Here is a 19168-nt window from a genome sequence, read left to right as displayed (position 1 = left end):
AACTTATTCACGGAGAGTGCATGAAAATTGCGATATTATCGCGAAATGCTGAACTGTATTCGACTAAACGGCTGGTTGCCGCAGCCGAAGCAGCCGGCCATCAGGTGCAGGTTATTGACCCATTAAGCTGCTACATGAATATTAACCGCTCCAATTCTTCTATTCATTACAAAGGTGAAGTGCTGGATGGCTTTGACGCAGTGATACCACGCATTGGTGCCTCTATTACGTTTTACGGCACGGCGGTACTGCGCCAGTTTGAAATGATGGGGGTTTATTCACTGAATGAGTCGGTCGCTATTGGCCGGGCCCGTGACAAGCTGCGCTCCATGCAATTGCTCGCCCGCCAGGGCATTGGCTTACCGATAACCGGCTTTGCGGATAAGCCCGGTGATATTCCCGATTTAATCGACATGGTGGGCGGCGCGCCGCTGGTGATTAAACTGTTAGAAGGCACCCAGGGTATAGGGGTAGTGCTGGCCGAAACCCGCACCGCCGCTGAGAGCGTTATTGAGGCTTTTATGGGCCTGAACGCCAATATTCTGGTGCAGGAATATATTAAAGAAGCGAAAGGCGCTGACATTCGCTGTTTTGTGGTGGGCGATAAAATTGTTGCGGCCATGAAACGTCAGGCGAAAGAAGGTGAGTTTCGCTCTAACCTGCATCGGGGCGGCTCTGCCACCGTCGTAAGGCTAACCCCGGAGGAGCGCAACACTGCCATACATGCCGCAAAAACCATGGGTTTGAATGTGGCCGGGGTAGATTTGTTGCGTTCAAACCATGGCCCGGTGGTTATGGAAGTGAATAGCTCGCCCGGGCTGGAAGGCATTGAGAGTGCCACCAGCAAAGATGTCGCTGGCCTGATTATCAGCTTTTTAGAGAAAAAAGTGGCAACCCATAAAACCCGGCGCAAAGCCAAAACCAAAGGAACAGGCTAATGAACAGCCGTGCTGCTTTTACCTTGGGCCCTGACAAAATTGCTGCAGGTAGCCGGGCCGTAGTCGATATCCCGTTTGGTAAGCTGTATACCCATACCGAGTTAAATATAGGCGCCCATGTTATTCATGGCCGTCAGGATGGGCCGGTATTGTTAATTACCGCGGCTTTACATGGCGATGAAATTAACGGCGTGGAAATTTGCCGCCGCTTGCTAAAACTTCCCAGGTTAAATCGGATCAAGGGCACCTTAATTGTGGTGCCCATCGTTAATACCTATGGCTTTGTCCAGCAATCGCGTTATCTGCCAGACCGGCGCGATTTAAACCGCAGTTTCCCCGGCAGTGAAAAAGGCTCGCTTGGCAGCCGGATGGCCTATCAGTTTACCGATAAAATTCTTAAATGCTGTACCCATGCTATCGATTTACATACCGGTGCTATTCACCGCGCCAACCTGCCGCAAGTGCGGGCCAGCGCCAAAGATAAAACCGCGCTACGGATGGCGGAGGTATTTAATGCCCCGGTTATTATCAAAGCGGCCAGCCGCGATGGCACCATGCGCGGCACCGCTAACAATCTGGGTATTCCGTTATTACTGTACGAGGCCGGCGAAGCGCTGCGCTTTGACGAGCAATCGATAAAAATCGGCGTGCGCGGTATCGTTAACGTGATGCAGGATTTGGGTATGTTAAGTGGCAGAACCAAAGCACCGAAAAACCGTTCAGTCTTTTCGAAGAAAAGCAGCTGGGTGCGGGCCGAACACGATGGTATCGCCCGCTATTATGTGACCCTGGGCCAGACGGTAAAAGCCGGCGATATTATGGCGCATATCTATTCACCCTATTCCGATTTCGAAGTGGCTATTCCGGCAACCTTCGATGGCGTGGTGATAGGCCGCAATAACCTACCGCTGGTCAATGAAGGCGAAGCATTGTTTCATGTGGCTGAAGTCAGCTCACTGGATGAAGCAGAGAAAACTCTGGACGCGATAAGTGACGAAGTCGACAACGCGATGCCGGCAGCCCTGCGGGACGAATACGGCGTGGTGTAAGGCTTTATTCCTTGTTTCAGTTTTTTTCTGTTACCACGTCATACTGGCTTAGCAATGGGATCCGCTGTTGCAGGGTGGTTTCAATGTCATCCAGCTCGCGCATTCGCTGACAGAAGAGTGCCGATTTGGCTTCCAGTTCAATTGCCTTTTCGTCCAGGCCAAAACTGATGTTATCAACCAGTTGTTCTACCGATTCCAGGCCCTGATTGTCGGTACGCTCAAAGTTGCTGTCAGACTGGCGCAAGGCGTCGCGCAGCGCGCCCCATACTGCGCCCACCGTATGGCGGGCCAGATTACTTAACTGCGGTTTTAATTCCCGGTTTAAGAAATGATCCAGCTCATTCAAACTTTGCGGCGCCAGATAAAAGTATTCGCCGGTACGGACAAAGCGCGACATAAACTGAAAGGTGGTTTCGCGGATTAACGCCTGCCACTCCGCCTGCTGCGATTGACTACCCAGACCCGACAGCATCGACTCGATACTCGACAAGCCCACTTCAACCCCGTCCACTGCCAGGCTGACAATTTCCGGCACAAATTTGCGTAAGCCCTGGCTGTATTGTTCGAGCAGTTCGGTGTCTTCTGCGGTTAAGTGTACCCATTCACCGGCCACAAACAATTGCCGATCATTATTAATCTGGACATAGGTACGGGTATTTTGCATAAAACGGATATGATCCGGGGCGATCAATAAGCCATAGCGAAACGCCATATTGCAATCTGCAAAGGCCGCAGACGGTAAGCACAGGATTAGAACAAGCAGTATAGCTTTCACAACAGCGATCTCTTTAAACACACGTGTACAGCCTAATAGATAGCGGCGGAAATGGCACTGTCTTATGCCGCACGGCAGAGACAGCTTGTCGCGTATTGCTATTTACAGCGGTTGCTTACAGCGGCTCAATGGAGGGATGACCGTCAACCAATACCACTTTGGACGGACCATATTCACGCCGGCTTTTAACCAGCTCTTTACCAAAATGAATTTCTACTGCCGAAAACAGCTGCTGGCGCACCACGATTAAAAGCTCTGCCAGCTTTTCCTGGCGTTGTGCTTCCAGAATTTTAATATCGTTAATAAGCGATACCGCCAGCTCTTTTTGCTCTTCAAATTTAGCCACCAGTTCATAGCGCCGCATTTCTATCTGGGCGTTACCTTCAATTTTTTTCAGTTTTTCCAACTGCTGGCGCAAGTCTTCCATTTCTGTGCGCTCTGCCGCAACGCTGGCTCGCAGCACTTCTTGTTTTTCAACTATAGGGTCTAGTTGCCGGTTTAGTTTGACTAATACGGCGCTACTGGAAGGGGCACCAAGATTGCCACAAAACAGGCCCTGATCCAGATAAAAATACCCCCCTACTAACTTACCGTTGGGGTTATCTTCCGGGCCAGCATAAACTATCGCCGCCTCTACCGCACAATGCATCAGTTGCTTAGCGACATACAGGTTGCCGCCGCAGCTGATCCGGCTGTACTGGGCCAGGTTACATTGAATATCACCCACCGCTTTGAGCTCAGTACTGTATTCACTATGATGATCCGCCTGCGCCAGCTGATGACCAATAACTGAACCATTAATAGTGATATCGCCCCCGGCTTCAATCAGGGTGCCTTCAACCATGCCTTTGACAAAGACATTGCCACCCGCAACCACCTTCATGCCTTCTGTCACACTACCATTTACCACGACTGAGCCACGAAATACGATATGGCCGGTCGCTAAATCAACATTTTTAACGGTAAAAACCTCATCAACCGTAGCCCCGGCTTCAATAACCCGCGGTAAGCCATCCCGAGCCGCTAATAACAAATCGCCGTCGGCTGGCGCCAGTTCAACCCCTTCCCCTAATTGCCATTCTAATTGCAGGCCAGGCGTTGCCGGGATCATCTCACCGCTGACCAACATGCCGGCAACGCCTGCAGTGGGCGGGTGACGCCGCATAATGGCTTCACCGGCTCTGATGGCCGGAATAACCCCGAAATCACGCAGATCAGCTTTTTCATCGGTTTTGACTACGGGGCGGTTCCGGCGACTTTCCATTTCTGCCAGTAAAGGTTCGAACCGGGAATTGGCGCCCGGTACCATGGCCCGGCCGCGGGCGATCAGCAGCTTTACCTTGCTGCCAGGGTCTGCTTTTGCCGCATAAGAAACCAGTTTGATTATCTGTTCTTTACTAAAGCCAAATACAATACCGTTTGCCTGGGCACTTTTAACAAGATCGTTGGCTGAGACAGGCGCCCCCCCCCAGGCAGCGGTAATAATGGCTGTTGCCATCATTTTGTCTTCACTGATGTCAAAGGTCAGCTCTGCGTCCCGCTTTTCCGCAATCCGGTAACTTAATTCTTTACTATTTTCTGCCAGAACATTTTCTTTAATTTTTTGCTGAATCTGTTGATATTCGACCAGCAGATTCGTTAGCTGATCCTGCAGAACCAGACAACGCTCATAGCCATGATTATTGATTTGCTGCTGAATTTCGGCGGCACTGATAGCCGTTAACGAGACCGGCACCGTTATTTTTATTGTTTTATTGTGCTCAGAAAATTGCATGTAGATTGTCTGCTTGAACTACGACAAAAGTATTATGCTTAATGAAGCAAATATCAGGCAGAAAGGCAAGCCCTTACTGCATTTCAGGGCCCTAGAAGCGAAAAAAACTAAATATAATTGTCCTGATGGATCCGGATAAACAAATCTGTCCCTTTCTTGCTGTAGTCAACCTTATACTCTTTGTTGTTCAGCGCCTGCACAAATAGCAGGGTTTTGGTTTCGCCAAATACTTCAGTGCTGGAAATATCAACAATTTCCATATAGCGCTCTTTTGCCTCGACCTTGTTGGTCGGCACTGCCTCCTGAAACATTTTTACACCATGGCGAGTGATGATCAGTGGCGGATCGTTATCATCATTAATCACGATTAAATCTAATTTTTTATTTTTATGGATCAGGGTATTACGCCCGCTAACCAGAAATGCTTTATCGTAGCTGTTCATGCACCATCCTGCCAGAAAAGAGGTTTGGCTTATTATGATACACAGTCAGCGGTGTGTCTAGGTCGCTGTATTCTGTATTATTTGTAAGCGGGCTTTATTAATTTGCTGGCATAACGCAGTAGTTTGTTCTGCGCTAAGCGAGCTTGGTACAAATAAGTCGAAGCCGCTCGCTTGCGCCAGCCGCTGCATTCGTTGGCCAAAAACGGCTTTTATGCCAGTGTATTGCTGGTTTTCGGTAGCAAAGGTGTCCTTTTCGGCCAGCAATTCGCTGGCACACTGGCCGGTTGTGCAGCCTTGCTTCACCGCCGATATAAATAACGGTCGCTGTTCCGTCATCAGCCGCACAGCCAGCCGTAACCTCAGAGGTTGCAGCACGGCATCATAATTTGTCACTTTAAAGCCGATAAACGACAGGTCCTGCTGTTCCAGCTGCGGTACAGCACAATACATAAAGCTGCTCCAGGGTAACAGCCAACTGCCATAGCGGTGATGGTAGTGCACGCCCTGCTCGTCACACTTGAGAAAGTGCCTTGGCTCGGCCAGTTTGGCGAACCCCAGAAATATCGCCATTACAGCGGCAATATAGGCAAGTGCCAGCCACAAATTAAACTGCCCGGCAAACAGCACAGTAAACAGCACCAGTCCCAGCAGTGCGCCAGCGCCGGACAACAGCAGGCGGGCCCCGCCCTGATGACTGGTCTGGCTGACTAAAATCGGTTCCATCTGTTCACCTCTTGTCTGTTTGCCCTATTGTTTTCGTCTTATGCCTAGCAGTACAGCGGCAGCTGTTATACTGGATCAGCAGAAAAGGCGTCGGAATACGACCAACGCCGCCGTGATTGCGATAACAGATCATCTGTTTCACCATTAAAACCATACAATACACACAAAGTATTATTATGCGGTATGCGGAGTCATTGTGACAAAAATTCATTCTCGTCTAATCTGGGTCATTTTAATAGCCTTGGCGGTATTCCTGGGCTACCTGTACTGGCAACAGCAACAAGGACCAACCTCGGGCAGAGGTGCTGGTGCGCCAGTCGCCGTCAGTACAGCTAAAGTCGCTATGAAACCGATGATCCGGCAAATCACCTCATTAGGTAGCGGCCTGGCGAATAACTCAGTGCAAATTGTTGCCCCCGCCAGTGACTTCATAATTGAGCTGAATATTCAGGAAGGTAAGCAGGTCAAAGCCGGCGACGTTATCGCCCGCCTTAATAATGTCCAGCAACTGGCCAGAGTGGCAGAATTGTCGGCGGTACTGACTGATCAGCAGCGCCAGCTGGATCGGCTGGAGAATCTGGCGACGACGCAGGCTACTGCGCAGTCATTACTGGATGAGCAGCAAACCCGGGTAAACACCACACTGGCACAACTGGATATTGCCAAAGCGCAATTGAATGACCTGACTATCCGAGCCCCTTTTGATGGCTACCTCGGCCTGCGTCAGGTCAGCCAGGGTGCTTATGTCAATGCCGGCTCGGTGCTGACGACCCTGGACGATTTGAATACCCTGAAGGTGGAATTTAGCGTCGCTGAACATTATCTGGCTGAAATTAAACGTGGTATGCCGGTAAATGTTAGCAACGTTGCCTACGGCAATGTCGATTTTCAGGGCGAGGTCAGTGCCATTGATACCCGGCTCGACCCGGTAACACGCTCCATCAGAGTGCATGCCACCCTGGACAACAGCGATTTGCGCCTGCGCCCTGGCATGCTGCTTAAAGTGAAAGTGGAGCTGGCTAACGTGCCCGCGCTACAAATTTCAGAGCGGGCATTAATTCCCCAGCAAAATAAACAGTTTGTGTTTGTGGTTGATAGCGACAATACGGTGAGCCAGCGCGAGATTGAAGTGGGCCAGCGTATTCCGGGCTGGGTAGAGGTTAGCTCTGGGCTGGAAGAAGGTGAAGAGATAGTGGTCGAAGGTATACAGAAGCTACGCCCTGGCCTGGTTATTAACCGAGTCGGAGTACGATAATGCTATTATCAGATTTATCGGTAAAACGGCCGGTATTTGCCACCGTTGTTAACTTGCTGCTGGTGGTGTTTGGTATCGTCTGTTTTACCATGCTGCCGCTGCGGGAGTTTCCGGATATCGACTCGCCCATCGTCAGTATTAACACTAACTACCCCGGTGCATCAGCGGAAATTGTTGAGACTAAAATAACCCAGCTACTGGAAGACCGGATCAGTGGCGTTGAAGGCATTAAAAGCATCAACTCTAACAGCCGCAATGGCCGTTCCAGCATAACCATCGAGTTTAATGTGGAACGTGACATCGACTCGGCAGCCAACGACGTACGGGACCGGGTGTCAAGGGCGTTAAATAATCTGCCCGATCAGGCGGACCCGCCTGAAGTCTCTAAAGCCAATGCTGACGAAGATACCATTGCCTGGTTTGTACTGAACAGCGAAAACATGACGACCCTGGAGCTGACCGATTACGCCAACCGTTATATTGTTGAGCGCTTCTCCGTGGTTGATGGTGTGGCCCGGATCCAGTTAGGCGGCTCGCGCGATTATGCAATGCGGGTCTGGCTGGATCGTGATGCCATGGCCGCCCGTGGTGTGACGGTCCAGGACATTGAAAGTGTGTTGCGCAACGAGAACGTTGAGTTACCCGCGGGCAATATTAAGTCCTTTGATCGTGATTTCACTGTACGGGTTATCCGTACTTACAAAACGGAGCAGGATTTCCGGCGGCTGGTGATTAAACGGGGTGAAAACAACTATCTGGTGCGGCTTGGCGAAATCGCTGATGTGATGCTGACCTCAGAAAATGAGGAAAGTGAATTCCGCGGTGACGGTAAAAACCTGTTGGGTATCGGCATTATTAAACAGTCCAAAGCCAATACCCTGGAAGTGGTGAGGAGCGCCCGGGCAGAAATGGAGCGGATTAAAGCGCAGTTGCCTCAGGGTACTACCATTGAACCCGGCTACGACTCGTCACTGTTTATCGCCGAATCCATTAAAGAAGTGTACAACACCCTGGGTATTGCCATGGGCATGGTGGTGTTGGTTATCTTTCTGTTTCTGGGCAACATCAGAGCAACCTTTATTCCGGCAATCACAGTACCCGTAGCGCTGGTCGCTGCAGTAACAGTATTGTTTGCGCTCGACTTTTCCATCAACCTGCTGACCCTGCTGGCGATGGTACTGGCCATCGGTCTGGTGGTAGATGATTCTATTGTAGTACTGGAAAATATTTACCGGCGGATTGAGACCGGTGAGGCGCCGTTACTGGCAGCCTATCGTGGTGCAAGGGAAGTTGGCTTTGCGGTAATTGCCACCACACTGGTGTTGATATCCGTATTTGTACCACTGGTATTTATGCAGGGACAGCTCGGTAAATTATTTACCGAATTCGCCCTGGCTATCGCTGCCGCCGTAGCATTTTCCAGCGTTACCGCCCTGACCCTGTCACCGATGTTATGCAGCAAACTATTACAGCATCGTAAACGGGAGTCAAAACTTGGCCAGGCGTTGCATAGTGGCTTTGCCAAGCTCGAAAATGGCTACCGTAAACAACTGAATGTCGTAACTCAAACCCGTTGGCCGGTGTTAGTTGTGGTAGTGCTTTGTTTTGCTGCCAGCTATCAGCTGGTGAAAATGCTGCCGTCTGAACTGGCGCCATCAGAAGACCGCGGTACCTTCTTTATTTCGATGACCCCCGCTGAAGGCGCCAGTTATCAGAGTAACAGCCGCAATATGCGACTGATTGAAGATATTCTGATGCCCTACTATGAAGACGGTGAATTTAACCGCTTGTTAATCCGGGTACCCGGCTGGGGCGGTAGTGGCGGCATTGCCATAGTGGGAGCAGAAAACTGGCGTAATGGCAAAAGGCGCACCGCCGAATTGATGCCGGAAGTGGCAGCAAAAATAAACGAACTGCCTGATGTCCGCGCGTTCACCTTTATGCGCAGTGGCCTCGGTGGTGGTGGTGGTGGCAGCCGGCCGGTCCAGTTTGTGTTACAGGGCAACACCTATGAAGAACTGGCTCGCTGGCGGGATACTGTTATTAATAAAGCCAGCGAGAACCCTAATCTGCTGATGCTGGATCATGACTACAAAGAAACCGTACCGCAGGTATTAGTAGAAATTAATACCGAACGGGCCGGCGATCTGGGGATCTCGGTTGGTGCTATTGGCCGGGCACTGGAAGCTATGCTGGGGGGCAGACGGGTGACCACCTTCTTAGACCGCGGTCGCGAATATGACGTTATTCTGGAAGGCTGGGATGACGATTTCCAGGCACCAGGCACCATTAAAGACGTGTTTATCCGCTCTGACAGTACCGGCCAGTTGATTCCGCTGGATAACCTGGTCACCCTGCGCGAAGAGGCAACTGCAGCGGCGTTAAACCGTTATAACCGGATGCGCTCAATTACCATCTCTGCCAGTCTGGCGCCGGGTTATAGTCTTGGTGAAGCGCTTGAGTACCTGGAAACCATCGTCCAGACAGAAATTCAGGACACAGTCGGTATCGATTACAAAGGTGAATCACAACTGTTTCAGGAAAGTGGTGAGTCAACTTTGTTAGTCTTTATGCTGGCACTGGTCATTACTTATCTGGTGCTGGCGGCGCAGTTCGAAAGCTTTATTCACCCACTGGTCATTATGATCACCGTACCGCTCGGGCTGGTAGGAGCACTGTCCGGCTTGTATTTCTTTGATATGTCGTTAAACATCTATAGCCAGATTGGCCTGGTAATGTTAATAGGCCTGGTAGCGAAAAACGGGATTCTGATTGTCGAATTTGCCAATCAGTTACGCGATGCCGGGGTGGCCTTTGAAGATGCCGTACGCCGGGCAGCGATTCAGCGGTTGCGGCCGATTACCATGACATGCTTTACCACTATTATGAGCAGTTTACCGCTGATTATTGCTACCGGACCGGGCTCAGAAAGCCGGATGGTCATAGGGATGGTGATCTTCTGCGGGGTGGCACTGGCCACGCTACTGACCCTGTATGTGGTGCCGGTAACCTATATTGCTATAGCCCGTAATACCGGCTCGCCGAAAGCACTTAGCAAAGAACTGGAGCGTCTGGAGCGGCAAGCACCAGACGAGCATGCCGCCGATGAGGTAGTGCCTAAATAACTACTGTTACTAACCTAAAAAGGCAAAACGGTGCCATCCCAGTTCAGCAGTTGCCCGCTGTGCTCTGAAGTTAAATTTGCAGCTACCATAGCCAGTCGTTTGGCAGTAGCTGCTGTTGATTGCAGTTGCCCGGTCGGAATATTGGCCTGAAATGGTGCCGATAATGCCGTGTCAGTAGTGCCGGGATGCAAACTGACCAGCGTAGCCGTTTTGTTGTAGCGGCCCAGTTCAATACTGCTGGTTTTCACCAGCATATTAATGGCAGCTTTACTGGCCCGGTAGCTGTACCAGCCGCCCAGCTGATTATCAGTAATGCTGCCCACTTTAGCACTTAGCACCAATACTTTTACCTGCTGCTGGCGGGTCAGATAGCCAAACAGGGCTTTTAAATACAACGCCGGCTGCACTACATTGATCGCGAAACTTTTCTGCATTTGTGCAGCGGTTAACTGGCGCAGGGTTTTCTCCGGACCATACTGGTTATCATGCAACCAGCCCTGACAAATAAAAACGATGTCAGGTCGGGCGGCAACGGCTTCAGTCACTACGCTGTTAATTGCGCTCTCCTGCGCATCCTCTTTGCTAGCGACGTCAGCCTCTGTCAGTTGCAGCCAGTTTAGTGCGGTTGTTGCCAGTGCTGGCGGGCAGGCGCCGCGGCTAATCGCCTGTACCTGATCACCTTGTTGTAAATAATGCTGTACCAGGCCCTGACCAATGCCACTGCCGGCGCCAATAATCAAAATTTGTTCAGACATCAGCTAGTACCTCTTTTGCTGCTGTTACGCCGCTTAACCAGGCATTCTCTACTCTGCCACCTAACAGCCAGTCGCCGGCGACCGCCAGCTTCATCCCCTGGTTGTAATCGACTTTAACCTGAGTAACGGCCGGGTTTATCTGGGCATAAAGCCAGCGATGAGTAAGGGCGCTACTAACTGAAATTGTCTGCTGAAATATCAATTCCATTTCGGCTTTGGCAAGCGCTGTCAGCTGTACCGGCTCTGCCTGCAAGTGCAAGGCAGAGCATTGCGGACTAAAATGAACCAGCCAGTTGTCAGAGCTATTGGCCCGTCCTGGCTTACTATTTTGCCGGGCCAGCCAGCTGATATTGCCGTCTTTAACAAACACCGCGTCAGCACGGGTTTGTAACGGTGCAGCCAACTGCATATTTACTGCCCAGCACGGCAACAAAACCTGAGGCTGCAACTGTGATATCAGCCCATATATGTCACCATACGCGGGTTCACCGGGGTGAGATCCCGTTGCCAGCAGAGTCTGTAACTGCACCGGCGGCAACGTTGTTATCAGGGCCTGATATGGGCCGAAACTGGTGTTATGCTGGTCAAATAAGTACCAGCCAGCGGCTTCAGTAAGGGAGCTTTCTTGCAGATAACGCAGCCGGCTGATCCGACAGTCCAGATGCACAGGCTTTTTGTCCAACAGGGCTTTTACCGGTGCCTGCATTGCCGGGCAGCCAATATAACGCCAGGTATCATCGACTGATTCTGATAAGCGGCCAGACTGATATTGATAGCAATCTGCCGGCCAACGCCTCACTACCCCTGCCGCCAGCCATTGCTCAACCTGCTGCACGAACGCGGCACTTCGGGCGGTAAAATACTGGGCACCTAAATCAAGATAACTCTGGCCACTGCGCTTGGAGCTCATTCTGCCGCCGGGCGCCCGACCTTTGTCAAATATCTCTACCTGGATCCCGGCCATGGTCAGGGTGTTGGCCGCGGCGGCCCCTGCCATTCCCGCCCCAATTACTGCCACTGTCATAAAAGCATCCTTGATTAGCAAACCATCAGGTTGTTTGGTACGTTATGCTTTAGCGATTCGATCTGTAACATAACCCGCAAACGTGCGACCACACCTACTGAAAAGGGCGGAATATAAATGAGTAACGACATTGCAACCTTTGGTGCCGGATGCTTCTGGTGTCTGGAGTCGGCGCTTAATCAGCTTAAGGGGGTAGAACAAGCTCTTAGCGGCTACATGGGCGGCCACACTGTTAATCCTGATTATCGCAGTATCTGCACCGGCACTACCGGCCATGCGGAAGTGGTACAGGTGCGGTTTAACCCTGAGCAAATTAGTTTTAAGCAGCTATGCCAGGTATTTTTTGCGTTGCATGACCCTACTCAGCTCAACCGCCAGGGCAATGATGTTGGCACCCAATATCGCTCTGTGGTGTTTTTCCATAGCGAGCAACAAGCAAACATTGCCCGGGAACTTATCCGTGAACTAACCTCAGAGCAGTTTTTTGACCAGCCAATCGTGACAGAACTGAGCCCCGCCGTCACTTTTTATCCGGCAGAAGATTATCATCAGGGCTATTTTTTGCAAAACCCGCAGCAAGGTTACTGTCAGTTTATAATTGCCCCGAAAATGGCTAAATTCCGTGGGCTTTTCAGCAGCCTGATGAAATAAAAAAACCGCCCCCCCTCATTTTAAGAATGGCGGTTCTGTAGTATTTGCAGGCTGATTAGTTCAGCTCAGCCTTTCAGTACAGTGGCTACTGATCTGGCAAAGTAATCGATATTGCTGTGGTTCAAGCCGGCTATACTTACCCGGCTTGAGCCGACCATATAGATACTGAATTCGGCTTTTAAGCGGTCGATTTGTGTTTTAGTGATCCCCAGGAAGCTGAACATACCATGCTGGCGGGTAATAAAGCTGAAATCATCCGTTACCCCTTCTGCCGCTAATTTATCAATAATCAGCTGACGGTAATCATTGATCCGGTTGCGCATTTCGGCCAGTTCCTGATGCCATAATGCAGTCAGCTCTTTACTATCGAGAATATGACTGACAATAATTGCACCATGAGCCGGTGGCATCGAGTAAATACTGCGTACCACGCTTAACAAATTAACCCGTGCCACTTCAGCGACCTTGCTGTCTGTCGCCACGATACTAACGGCACCAATCCGTTCCCGGTACAAACCAAAATTCTTTGAACACGAGCTGCACAGCAACAACTCTGGCACGTTGTCAGCCAGAAAACGCAGCCCGGCCGCATCTTCATCCAGCCCGGCACCAAAGCCCTGATAAGCCATATCCACTAACGGCGTAAAACCACGCTCTTTAGCAATAGCAGTAAAATGTTGCCATTGTTCAAAATTTAAATCCATACCACTGGGGTTATGACAGCAGGCATGTACCAGCACCACATCACCGGCCGGGATCTTATTCAGATCAGCAAACATTTGCTCGGTCTGCAGGCCTTTCGTGATGTAGTCGTAATAAGCGTATTCTTTAACGTTTAAACCAGCTGCCTGAAATAAAGAAATATGATTTGCCCAGGTTGGCGTGGTAACCCAGATAGTGGCGTTGGGGTTCGCTCTTTTAATAAACTCGGCCGCCACCCGCAGGGCCCCCGTGCCACCAGGGGTATGCGCGGTGGTCACCCGGTTAGCCAGTAACACCTGATGCGCCGCGCCAAACGCCAGTTTTTCAATATGCGCATTAAAATTAAGATCCCCTGCCATACCAATATAGGTCTTGCTGTCTTCCTGTTGCAGGCGCAGTGCCTCGGCTTGTTTGACACATTTAAGTACCGCGGTATGGCCCTGTTCATCTTTATACACGCCAACCCCTAAATCTACCTTGTTCGGGTTAGGATCTGCTTTATATTCGGCCATCAGGCCCAGAATAGGGTCAGTGGCAACCGTTTGTAACTGAGAAAACATAAGGCTCTACCTGGTTAAAATGTTCAATAAAAGTAAGCGGCTCGCTTACTTGCATAGTAACTTGTCAGTGTAAGTTATTAGGATAACTTACTTAGGTTAACGTACTTAGGGTAAATATTTTGGCACGACCAGACATACGGCTACCAATAACGCCATCGCTGCAGGCGTAAAAATGGCTTGCTGAAAATGCTCCGCATCGACAATACCGGCTATTTTGCCTGATTGGTCAAACAGAGGCAAACACGCTTCAGCCTGTACCTTAGGATCGCAGGTATAATACTCACCGCCTGCCGCTAAATAGTCTGGCACACTGTTAATCACCCGGGCCCGGCCGGACAAACCAACGGTACTGTTGTTACTGATTTTGGCAAATTCGCTATTAAGCGGAAACTCTGGCCGCGACGGCGCACCGTAATAAGCCAGCTTGACCAGCACCGGCTCACCAGCCGGGTTAGACCGGGCCTGATAGATCCCAAACCAGTCCTGGCCACTATTCTCCTGGTAATAATCGGTAATAGCGCTCAGTTTGCTCAACGCAGTTTGGTTGGCCGCAGTTTGCCCCCCTAAAATTGGCAGTAACGAATACGGTTCGGCCGCCAGCTGACCAAATAAACTGCACGCACCGCCCTCGCCCAGCTCCGGCACCTGAAATTGCCAGTGCACCTCGCCGCTTGCTGTTTGCAGATAGTCAGTTAACGCTTGTCTGACCCGCTCAATTTCTGCACTGATATCGCCATACTCGTCCAGCAACCCACTTCGTTGTAAATATTCAAATGCCTGCATACGTCACCGGGCTATAGCCATCCAGATTTCTAAAAGACGGGCTATTTTAGCAGAAGTGTTTAAAAAGCCAAGTCAGCCTGAGAAAAACTTGCTGCTATGCCAGCAGCTCGGTAAGCTGGCACTAATGGCAAGCAACCCGTAATAGTTTTAATAGAAGTTATGGCTCAGAAAATCTCCCTCGCCGACTGGCAGCAACAGCTAGGCCGCAGTACCAGCAGCCCTGAAAATGAAAGCAGCGATAATCTCGTATACAGCACCGATCAGGGCAAAGTGGTACAACCCAAACCGGTTGACACTGGCGGTACTGCTTATCCGGATGGCGCAATACGGCTGCGCCGGGAAAAGAAAGGCCGCGGCGGTAAAACTGTACTGACCATTAGTGGTATCGCAAAACCGGTAACCGAACTGACTGAAATTTGTGCAGCCTTAAAGAAAAAGTGCGCCTGTGGCGGCGCGGTAAAAGATGGCATTATTGAAATTCAGGCCGATAAACGACAACTGATTGAGCAGTATTTAAACCAGCTCGGTTTTAACGTTAAATGGGCTGGTGGTTAAGTCAGCAGTTGTTGGCTTCGTCGCCAGCTAAAGGAATTACCATGCAACAATTATCACCAGCCGATCTGCATATCTTACTGGTAGAGCCATCTGATACGCAGCGGAAAATTATCAGTCAACGGCTGAAGCAGGAGCAGGTGCAACATATCAGCGAGGCCAATTCTGTTGATGCCGCTTATTTACAGCTAAGTAATCACCAACCTGATTTAATTGCCTGTGCGTTGCATTTTGCTGATGGTACGGCGCTCGATCTGCTGCATAAAATTAAGCAAAACCCAAAGCTGGCGGAAATTCCGTTTATGCTGGTGTCGAGTGAAACCCGTAAAGCGATGTTGGAGGAGTTTAAGCAATCCGGTGTAGTGGCTATTCTACCCAAGCCTTTTACTACCGCACACTTAGGGAAGGCGTTAAACGCCGCCATCGATTTATTAAGTCCCAGCGAGCTGGAGCTATCATTATTTGATGTCCATGACATCAGAGTGCTGGTGGTAGACGACAGCAGGCTGGCGCGCAATCATATCAAACGGGTATTAAGCAACCTGGGTATTAAGCACCTGACCGACGCTGAAAATGGCCGGCAGGCCATTGAAATTTTACAACAGCAAATGTTTGACTTGGTGGTAACCGACTACAATATGCCGGACGTAAATGGCCGCGAGTTAACTCAGTATATCCGCGAGAACAGCCAGCAATCACATATTCCGGTACTCATGGTCACCAGCGAAGCCAACGACACCCATTTAAGCAACATTGCCCAGTCTGGTGTGAACGCCATGTGCGATAAACCGTTTGAACCTGAGCTGGTAAAAGCATTACTTTATAAATTACTGGAGCAGTAAGCCAGTAACACCCGGCCAGCGTGCTGGCCGGGTGTTACGTTCACTATTCCCGGTTATAGTCTTTACCAAAAACCTTATTAAAAAAGCTGTCTGCCTTCCACAACGGCCGCTGCGGGGTATTAGCGATATCCACAGCGATATTAAAATTAATATCAGCAAACACCGCGCCGGCATCATAGCGGATTGGCCCATATTCTTTACTTAAGCTGGCAATATCATCTGACGGTTTATGATAATGCTTAGCAAAGAAGCTGCCCCAGATTTTCGCCCCGTCCTGCTTTGGATCTTTTGAGGTAAAACCGGTCATTAAGAACACTGCCGGCACCCCTTGTTTAACCAGGGTAAAATGATCTGAGCGGGTAAAAATTGCCTGCTCCGGCATTGGGTCGCCGCTTAGGGCAATGCCTTCTTTAGCGGCTGCGTTAGCGACCACGTCTCCCAGGGTGGAGTGATTAGCACCAAAGGCAATTAAGTCGGCAAACGGATACAACAATACCGGCATATCTAAATTAACATTTGCGACCAGACTCTGTAGCGGCCGGGTTGGGTTTTGAGCAAAATAATCGGCGCCAAGTAACCCTTTCTCTTCAGCGGTAACCACCACAAACAGTATTGAACGCTTTGGCTTTACCGTCAGCTCACTGAACATTCTTGCCGTTTCCAGCAAAATAGCCATCCCGGCGGCATTATCCATAGCACCATTGTTGATTTTATCGTCTGAGCGAAGGTCGTTACTAAAGCCAATGTGATCGGAGTGGGCGGTGATCACGACATACTCGTCCCGCAGTTCCGGATCGCTGCCTTCAAGCATGGCAATCACATTGGGGCTGCTGATTTGCTGATGGGTACTGCTTGCGCTTAAACTGGCTTCGCTGCTTAACTCAAAGCCTCGTGGGTGCTGGTTAGCCTCCAGCATGCTGAAAATATCTGCCAGGCTTTGTTGTTCCTGCTCAAATAAGCTGACAGCAGCATCAGAATGCAAGTAAGCCCCCGCTTGCAAATTACTATTGCCATTACCGGGCTCGCCGTCAGCATTCAGCCAGGCTAAGCGTGGCGTATTAAGATAAAGCAGGCTGTTGGCATAGGGCCGGGTTTTTTCCTGCTGTGGTGTATGAATAGTAATAACGCCGATGGCCCCGCGCTCGGCCGCCAATTTGCCTTTAATACTGCCCAAATAGGCCCGCTCTTCGCTTGGCAGTGATGCTGGCAAGCCTGCCAGTTGCACGACAATCTTGCCCTTAACATCAAGCCCGGCGTAATCATCTAAAGCAAACTCTTCTGACACCAAACCATAACTGACAAATACCAAAGGTGCGGTAACCGCAACCTCAGTCTGGTTAACCGAAGCACCGCTGAAAAACTGCTGCGGGTAGCTTAGCTGCAGGATGTCATCCCCACGTTGAAAGCTTAGTTTGACGCTTTCCTGTTGCAGCCGGGCTGAGCGCAGCGGTACCTGCTGGAAATAACTGTTGTTGTCCCCCGCTGGTGCTAAACCCAGTGCCTGAAACTGGCTGGCGATGTAATTAGAAGCAATTTGATGGCCACGGCTGCCGGTATCACGCCCTTCCAGCTCGTCACTGGCTAAAAACTGCAGGTGGGCTTCAATAGCTGCCGGGCGGGCGCTAAGTGGTTGCTCAGGTTGATTGCCAACAGAGCAGGCGCTTAGTAACAGCGCCAAAGTGACGCCGCTGGTTAATTTATACAACATGGATTCTCCGAAAAAAGTACCAGTGAGGTTAGGAAGCCGGTTCAAACAGGTTTGCCCACGCCGACACGCCGTAAACCCATCCCTGGGGGCTCGTTTCCGCCCGGCCAGGGCTTCAACGGTCGGCTTAGAGCAAACCTGCTCTCACCTTCAAGTACAGTTATAACGCTAACAAATACTTTTTATTACTAAATATTATTTGTGTGTTTACTCTGCGTTGTTATAACGCTGCTTAAACCGCTCGTGCAGCTGCTTATGATGATTATTCAAATCAACTTTACGGCCATCAATCCATAAGTGTTCAATTTTATGGCCGCGATAATCAAAAATATCGCCATCCGACACCACTAAACTGGCACTTTTACCCACCTCAATGCTGCCCAACCGGTCAGAAACGCCGGCAATGGCCGCAGCATCCAGAGTCAGAGCGCGCAACGCATCTTCGCTGCTCAGGCCGTAACGGGTAACATGGCCGGCGGCAAATACCAGATTGCGGGTATCCCAGAAGCCGTCTAATGACAGGGCAATCCGGACACCGGCCTGCCGCAGCTGGCCAGGTACCGAGAATGCCTGATCGTAAGCTTCATCACCACGGGTCGGCAAGCCATAGGGTGCGGTGTAAATGACATCAACCTTCGCTTTAGCCAATTCATCCGCTAAGCGCCAGCTGTCGCGGCCACCGACTATCACTAACCGCACCTGATATTTCTCGGCCAACAGCATGGCCTGACGAATTTGCCGCGGGTCGTCGGCATGCACAAACAGCGGTAACTCACCGTTAAAAAACTCCAGCATCGCATGCCAGCGCGAATCTTTACCGCTGTTTAATCCGGCTTGTTCAGCCAGATAATAGGCATGAGCCTGCTCAAAGTACTGATGCAACTCAGCTAATTGCTTTTGCTGGTTTTCCCGCTGTTTCTCAGCACTGTCCCGCACCCACCAGCCATTTTGGATACTCATTCGCGGCCAGCTAACATGTAGCCCGACATTCGACTGCACCGTCGCATCCTGCCAGTTCCAGGCGTCCAGTTGCATTAACGCCGAACGGCCGGTTAACATCGCGCCATCAGGATAAATCAGGCTGTGACTGAAGCCATTACTGCGAATCGTCGGGATCACCACAGAGTCGGCGTTATAAGCAACCTGCACCTGTAAATCCGGATTAGTCGAGCTGGTTTCCCGATCATCACGGGTAGCCCGCACGGCCTCAACCTCAATTAAACCCAGCTGGTTAATCAGGGCAATTAACCCCGGGTACAGATGCTTACCGCTCAAATCCAGCTGCTGCGCATCAGCAGGCACGGTCAAATTTGTGCCCACTGCCGCTATTTTGCCGTCGACCAGTAACACATCCTGCTGGGTTGGCGCTGAACTTACGCTGTGCACAGTGGCATTTTGCAACAACAGAGGCTGTTGTTGTTTATTACCCGGTACCGGATTTACTGCCGCTACCGAAGCTGTAGTCAGTACTGTTGCCAGCATGACAATTTTGCTTAAAATTTTCATCGCTTA

17 protein-coding genes are annotated in these 19168 nt (G+C 50.6%); 7 read left to right on the top strand and 10 right to left on the bottom strand.

All coding sequences use genetic code 11. From position 1 onward, the window contains the following. Window positions 1-20: 20 nt before the first annotated feature. Window positions 21-938 (top strand): 30S ribosomal protein S6--L-glutamate ligase, encoded by a 918-nt coding sequence (gene rimK, locus KG631_RS16115; protein WP_214000679.1) that lies wholly within the window; start codon window positions 21-23, stop codon window positions 936-938. Further along, a complete protein-coding gene (locus KG631_RS16110) occupies window positions 938-1987 on the top strand; it encodes a succinylglutamate desuccinylase/aspartoacylase family protein (protein WP_214000678.1) in 1050 nt (349 codons plus the stop codon). The genes rimK and KG631_RS16110 overlap by 1 nt, the downstream gene beginning before the upstream one ends. Window positions 1988-2003: 16 nt before the next feature. Here KG631_RS16110 and KG631_RS16105 read toward each other — a convergent pair whose 3' ends face one another. From KG631_RS16105 to KG631_RS16090, 4 genes are all read right to left on the bottom strand, one after another. Beyond that, window positions 2004-2699: a DUF2884 family protein gene (locus KG631_RS16105; RefSeq protein WP_301003932.1), complete on the bottom strand. Its 696-nt coding sequence runs from the start codon at window positions 2697-2699 to the stop codon at window positions 2004-2006. A gap of 178 nt (window positions 2700-2877) precedes the next feature. Continuing rightward, window positions 2878-4536, bottom strand: a complete 1659-nt coding sequence (locus tag KG631_RS16100; RefSeq protein ID WP_214000676.1) for a FapA family protein — start codon at window positions 4534-4536, stop codon at window positions 2878-2880. 107 nt (window positions 4537-4643) lie between these two features. Beyond that, window positions 4644-4979, bottom strand: coding sequence for a hypothetical protein (locus KG631_RS16095; protein WP_214000675.1), 336 nt, complete (start codon window positions 4977-4979; stop codon window positions 4644-4646). Window positions 4980-5036: 57 nt separating this feature from the next. After that, on the bottom strand, window positions 5037-5702 hold the full coding sequence (locus tag KG631_RS16090; protein ID WP_214000674.1) for a DUF2982 domain-containing protein: 666 nt from the start codon (window positions 5700-5702) through the stop codon (window positions 5037-5039). 196 nt (window positions 5703-5898) lie between these two features. On the opposite strand from KG631_RS16090, the gene KG631_RS16085 reads away from it, so the two are divergent. Then, entirely contained in the window at window positions 5899-6957 is a 1059-nt protein-coding gene (locus KG631_RS16085) for an efflux RND transporter periplasmic adaptor subunit (protein WP_214000673.1), read from the top strand. Then, entirely contained in the window at window positions 6957-10082 is a 3126-nt protein-coding gene (locus KG631_RS16080) for an efflux RND transporter permease subunit (RefSeq protein WP_214000672.1), read from the top strand. The genes KG631_RS16085 and KG631_RS16080 overlap by 1 nt, the downstream gene beginning before the upstream one ends. A 14-nt stretch (window positions 10083-10096) precedes the next feature. On the opposite strand, the gene KG631_RS16075 is transcribed toward KG631_RS16080, so the two are convergent. Together KG631_RS16075 and KG631_RS16070 are read right to left on the bottom strand one after the other, a co-directional pair. After that, window positions 10097-10837 (bottom strand): SDR family NAD(P)-dependent oxidoreductase, encoded by a 741-nt coding sequence (locus tag KG631_RS16075; RefSeq protein ID WP_214000671.1) that lies wholly within the window; start codon window positions 10835-10837, stop codon window positions 10097-10099. Further along, entirely contained in the window at window positions 10830-11861 is a 1032-nt protein-coding gene (locus KG631_RS16070; protein WP_214000670.1) for an NAD(P)-binding protein, read from the bottom strand. Before KG631_RS16070 ends, KG631_RS16075 begins: the two co-directional genes overlap by 8 nt. Before the next feature lie 117 nt (window positions 11862-11978). Between KG631_RS16070 and msrA the strand changes: the two genes are divergently transcribed. Continuing rightward, window positions 11979-12512 carry a peptide-methionine (S)-S-oxide reductase MsrA gene (gene msrA / locus KG631_RS16065; protein ID WP_214000669.1) on the top strand — a complete coding sequence of 178 codons (534 nt, stop codon included), beginning with the start codon at window positions 11979-11981 and terminating at the stop codon, window positions 12510-12512. Between the two features lie 65 nt (window positions 12513-12577). Here the strand turns inward: msrA and KG631_RS16060 are convergent, their stop codons facing one another. Together KG631_RS16060 and KG631_RS16055 are read right to left on the bottom strand one after the other, a co-directional pair. Then, window positions 12578-13774, bottom strand: a complete 1197-nt coding sequence (locus KG631_RS16060; RefSeq protein WP_214000668.1) for an amino acid aminotransferase — start codon at window positions 13772-13774, stop codon at window positions 12578-12580. A 105-nt stretch (window positions 13775-13879) separates the two neighbouring features. Continuing rightward, window positions 13880-14557 (bottom strand): GAF domain-containing protein, encoded by a 678-nt coding sequence (locus KG631_RS16055; protein WP_214000667.1) that lies wholly within the window; start codon window positions 14555-14557, stop codon window positions 13880-13882. Window positions 14558-14716: 159 nt separating this feature from the next. Here KG631_RS16055 and KG631_RS16050 point away from each other — a divergent pair, with 159 nt between their 5' ends. Both KG631_RS16050 and KG631_RS16045 read left to right on the top strand, forming a co-directional pair. Then, on the top strand, window positions 14717-15112 hold the full coding sequence (locus KG631_RS16050; protein WP_214000666.1) for a translation initiation factor: 396 nt from the start codon (window positions 14717-14719) through the stop codon (window positions 15110-15112). Between the two features lie 41 nt (window positions 15113-15153). Further along, window positions 15154-15951, top strand: a complete 798-nt coding sequence (locus KG631_RS16045; protein ID WP_214000665.1) for a response regulator — start codon at window positions 15154-15156, stop codon at window positions 15949-15951. Window positions 15952-15994: 43 nt separating this feature from the next. Here the strand turns inward: KG631_RS16045 and KG631_RS16040 are convergent, their stop codons facing one another. After that, window positions 15995-17659 carry a M28 family metallopeptidase gene (locus KG631_RS16040; protein WP_214000664.1) on the bottom strand — a complete coding sequence of 555 codons (1665 nt, stop codon included), beginning with the start codon at window positions 17657-17659 and terminating at the stop codon, window positions 15995-15997. Window positions 17660-17863: 204 nt separating this feature from the next. Further along, window positions 17864-19162, bottom strand: a complete 1299-nt coding sequence (locus KG631_RS16035; RefSeq protein ID WP_214000663.1) for an amidohydrolase family protein — start codon at window positions 19160-19162, stop codon at window positions 17864-17866. Window positions 19163-19168 lie beyond the last annotated feature (6 nt).

It is taken from the genome of Arsukibacterium sp., from assembly GCF_018402695.1.
Taxonomy (GTDB): domain Bacteria; phylum Pseudomonadota; class Gammaproteobacteria; order Enterobacterales; family Alteromonadaceae; genus Alishewanella.
The sequence above is the reverse complement of the archived record's forward strand: the minus strand, read 5'-3'. Positions and strand labels throughout refer to the sequence as shown.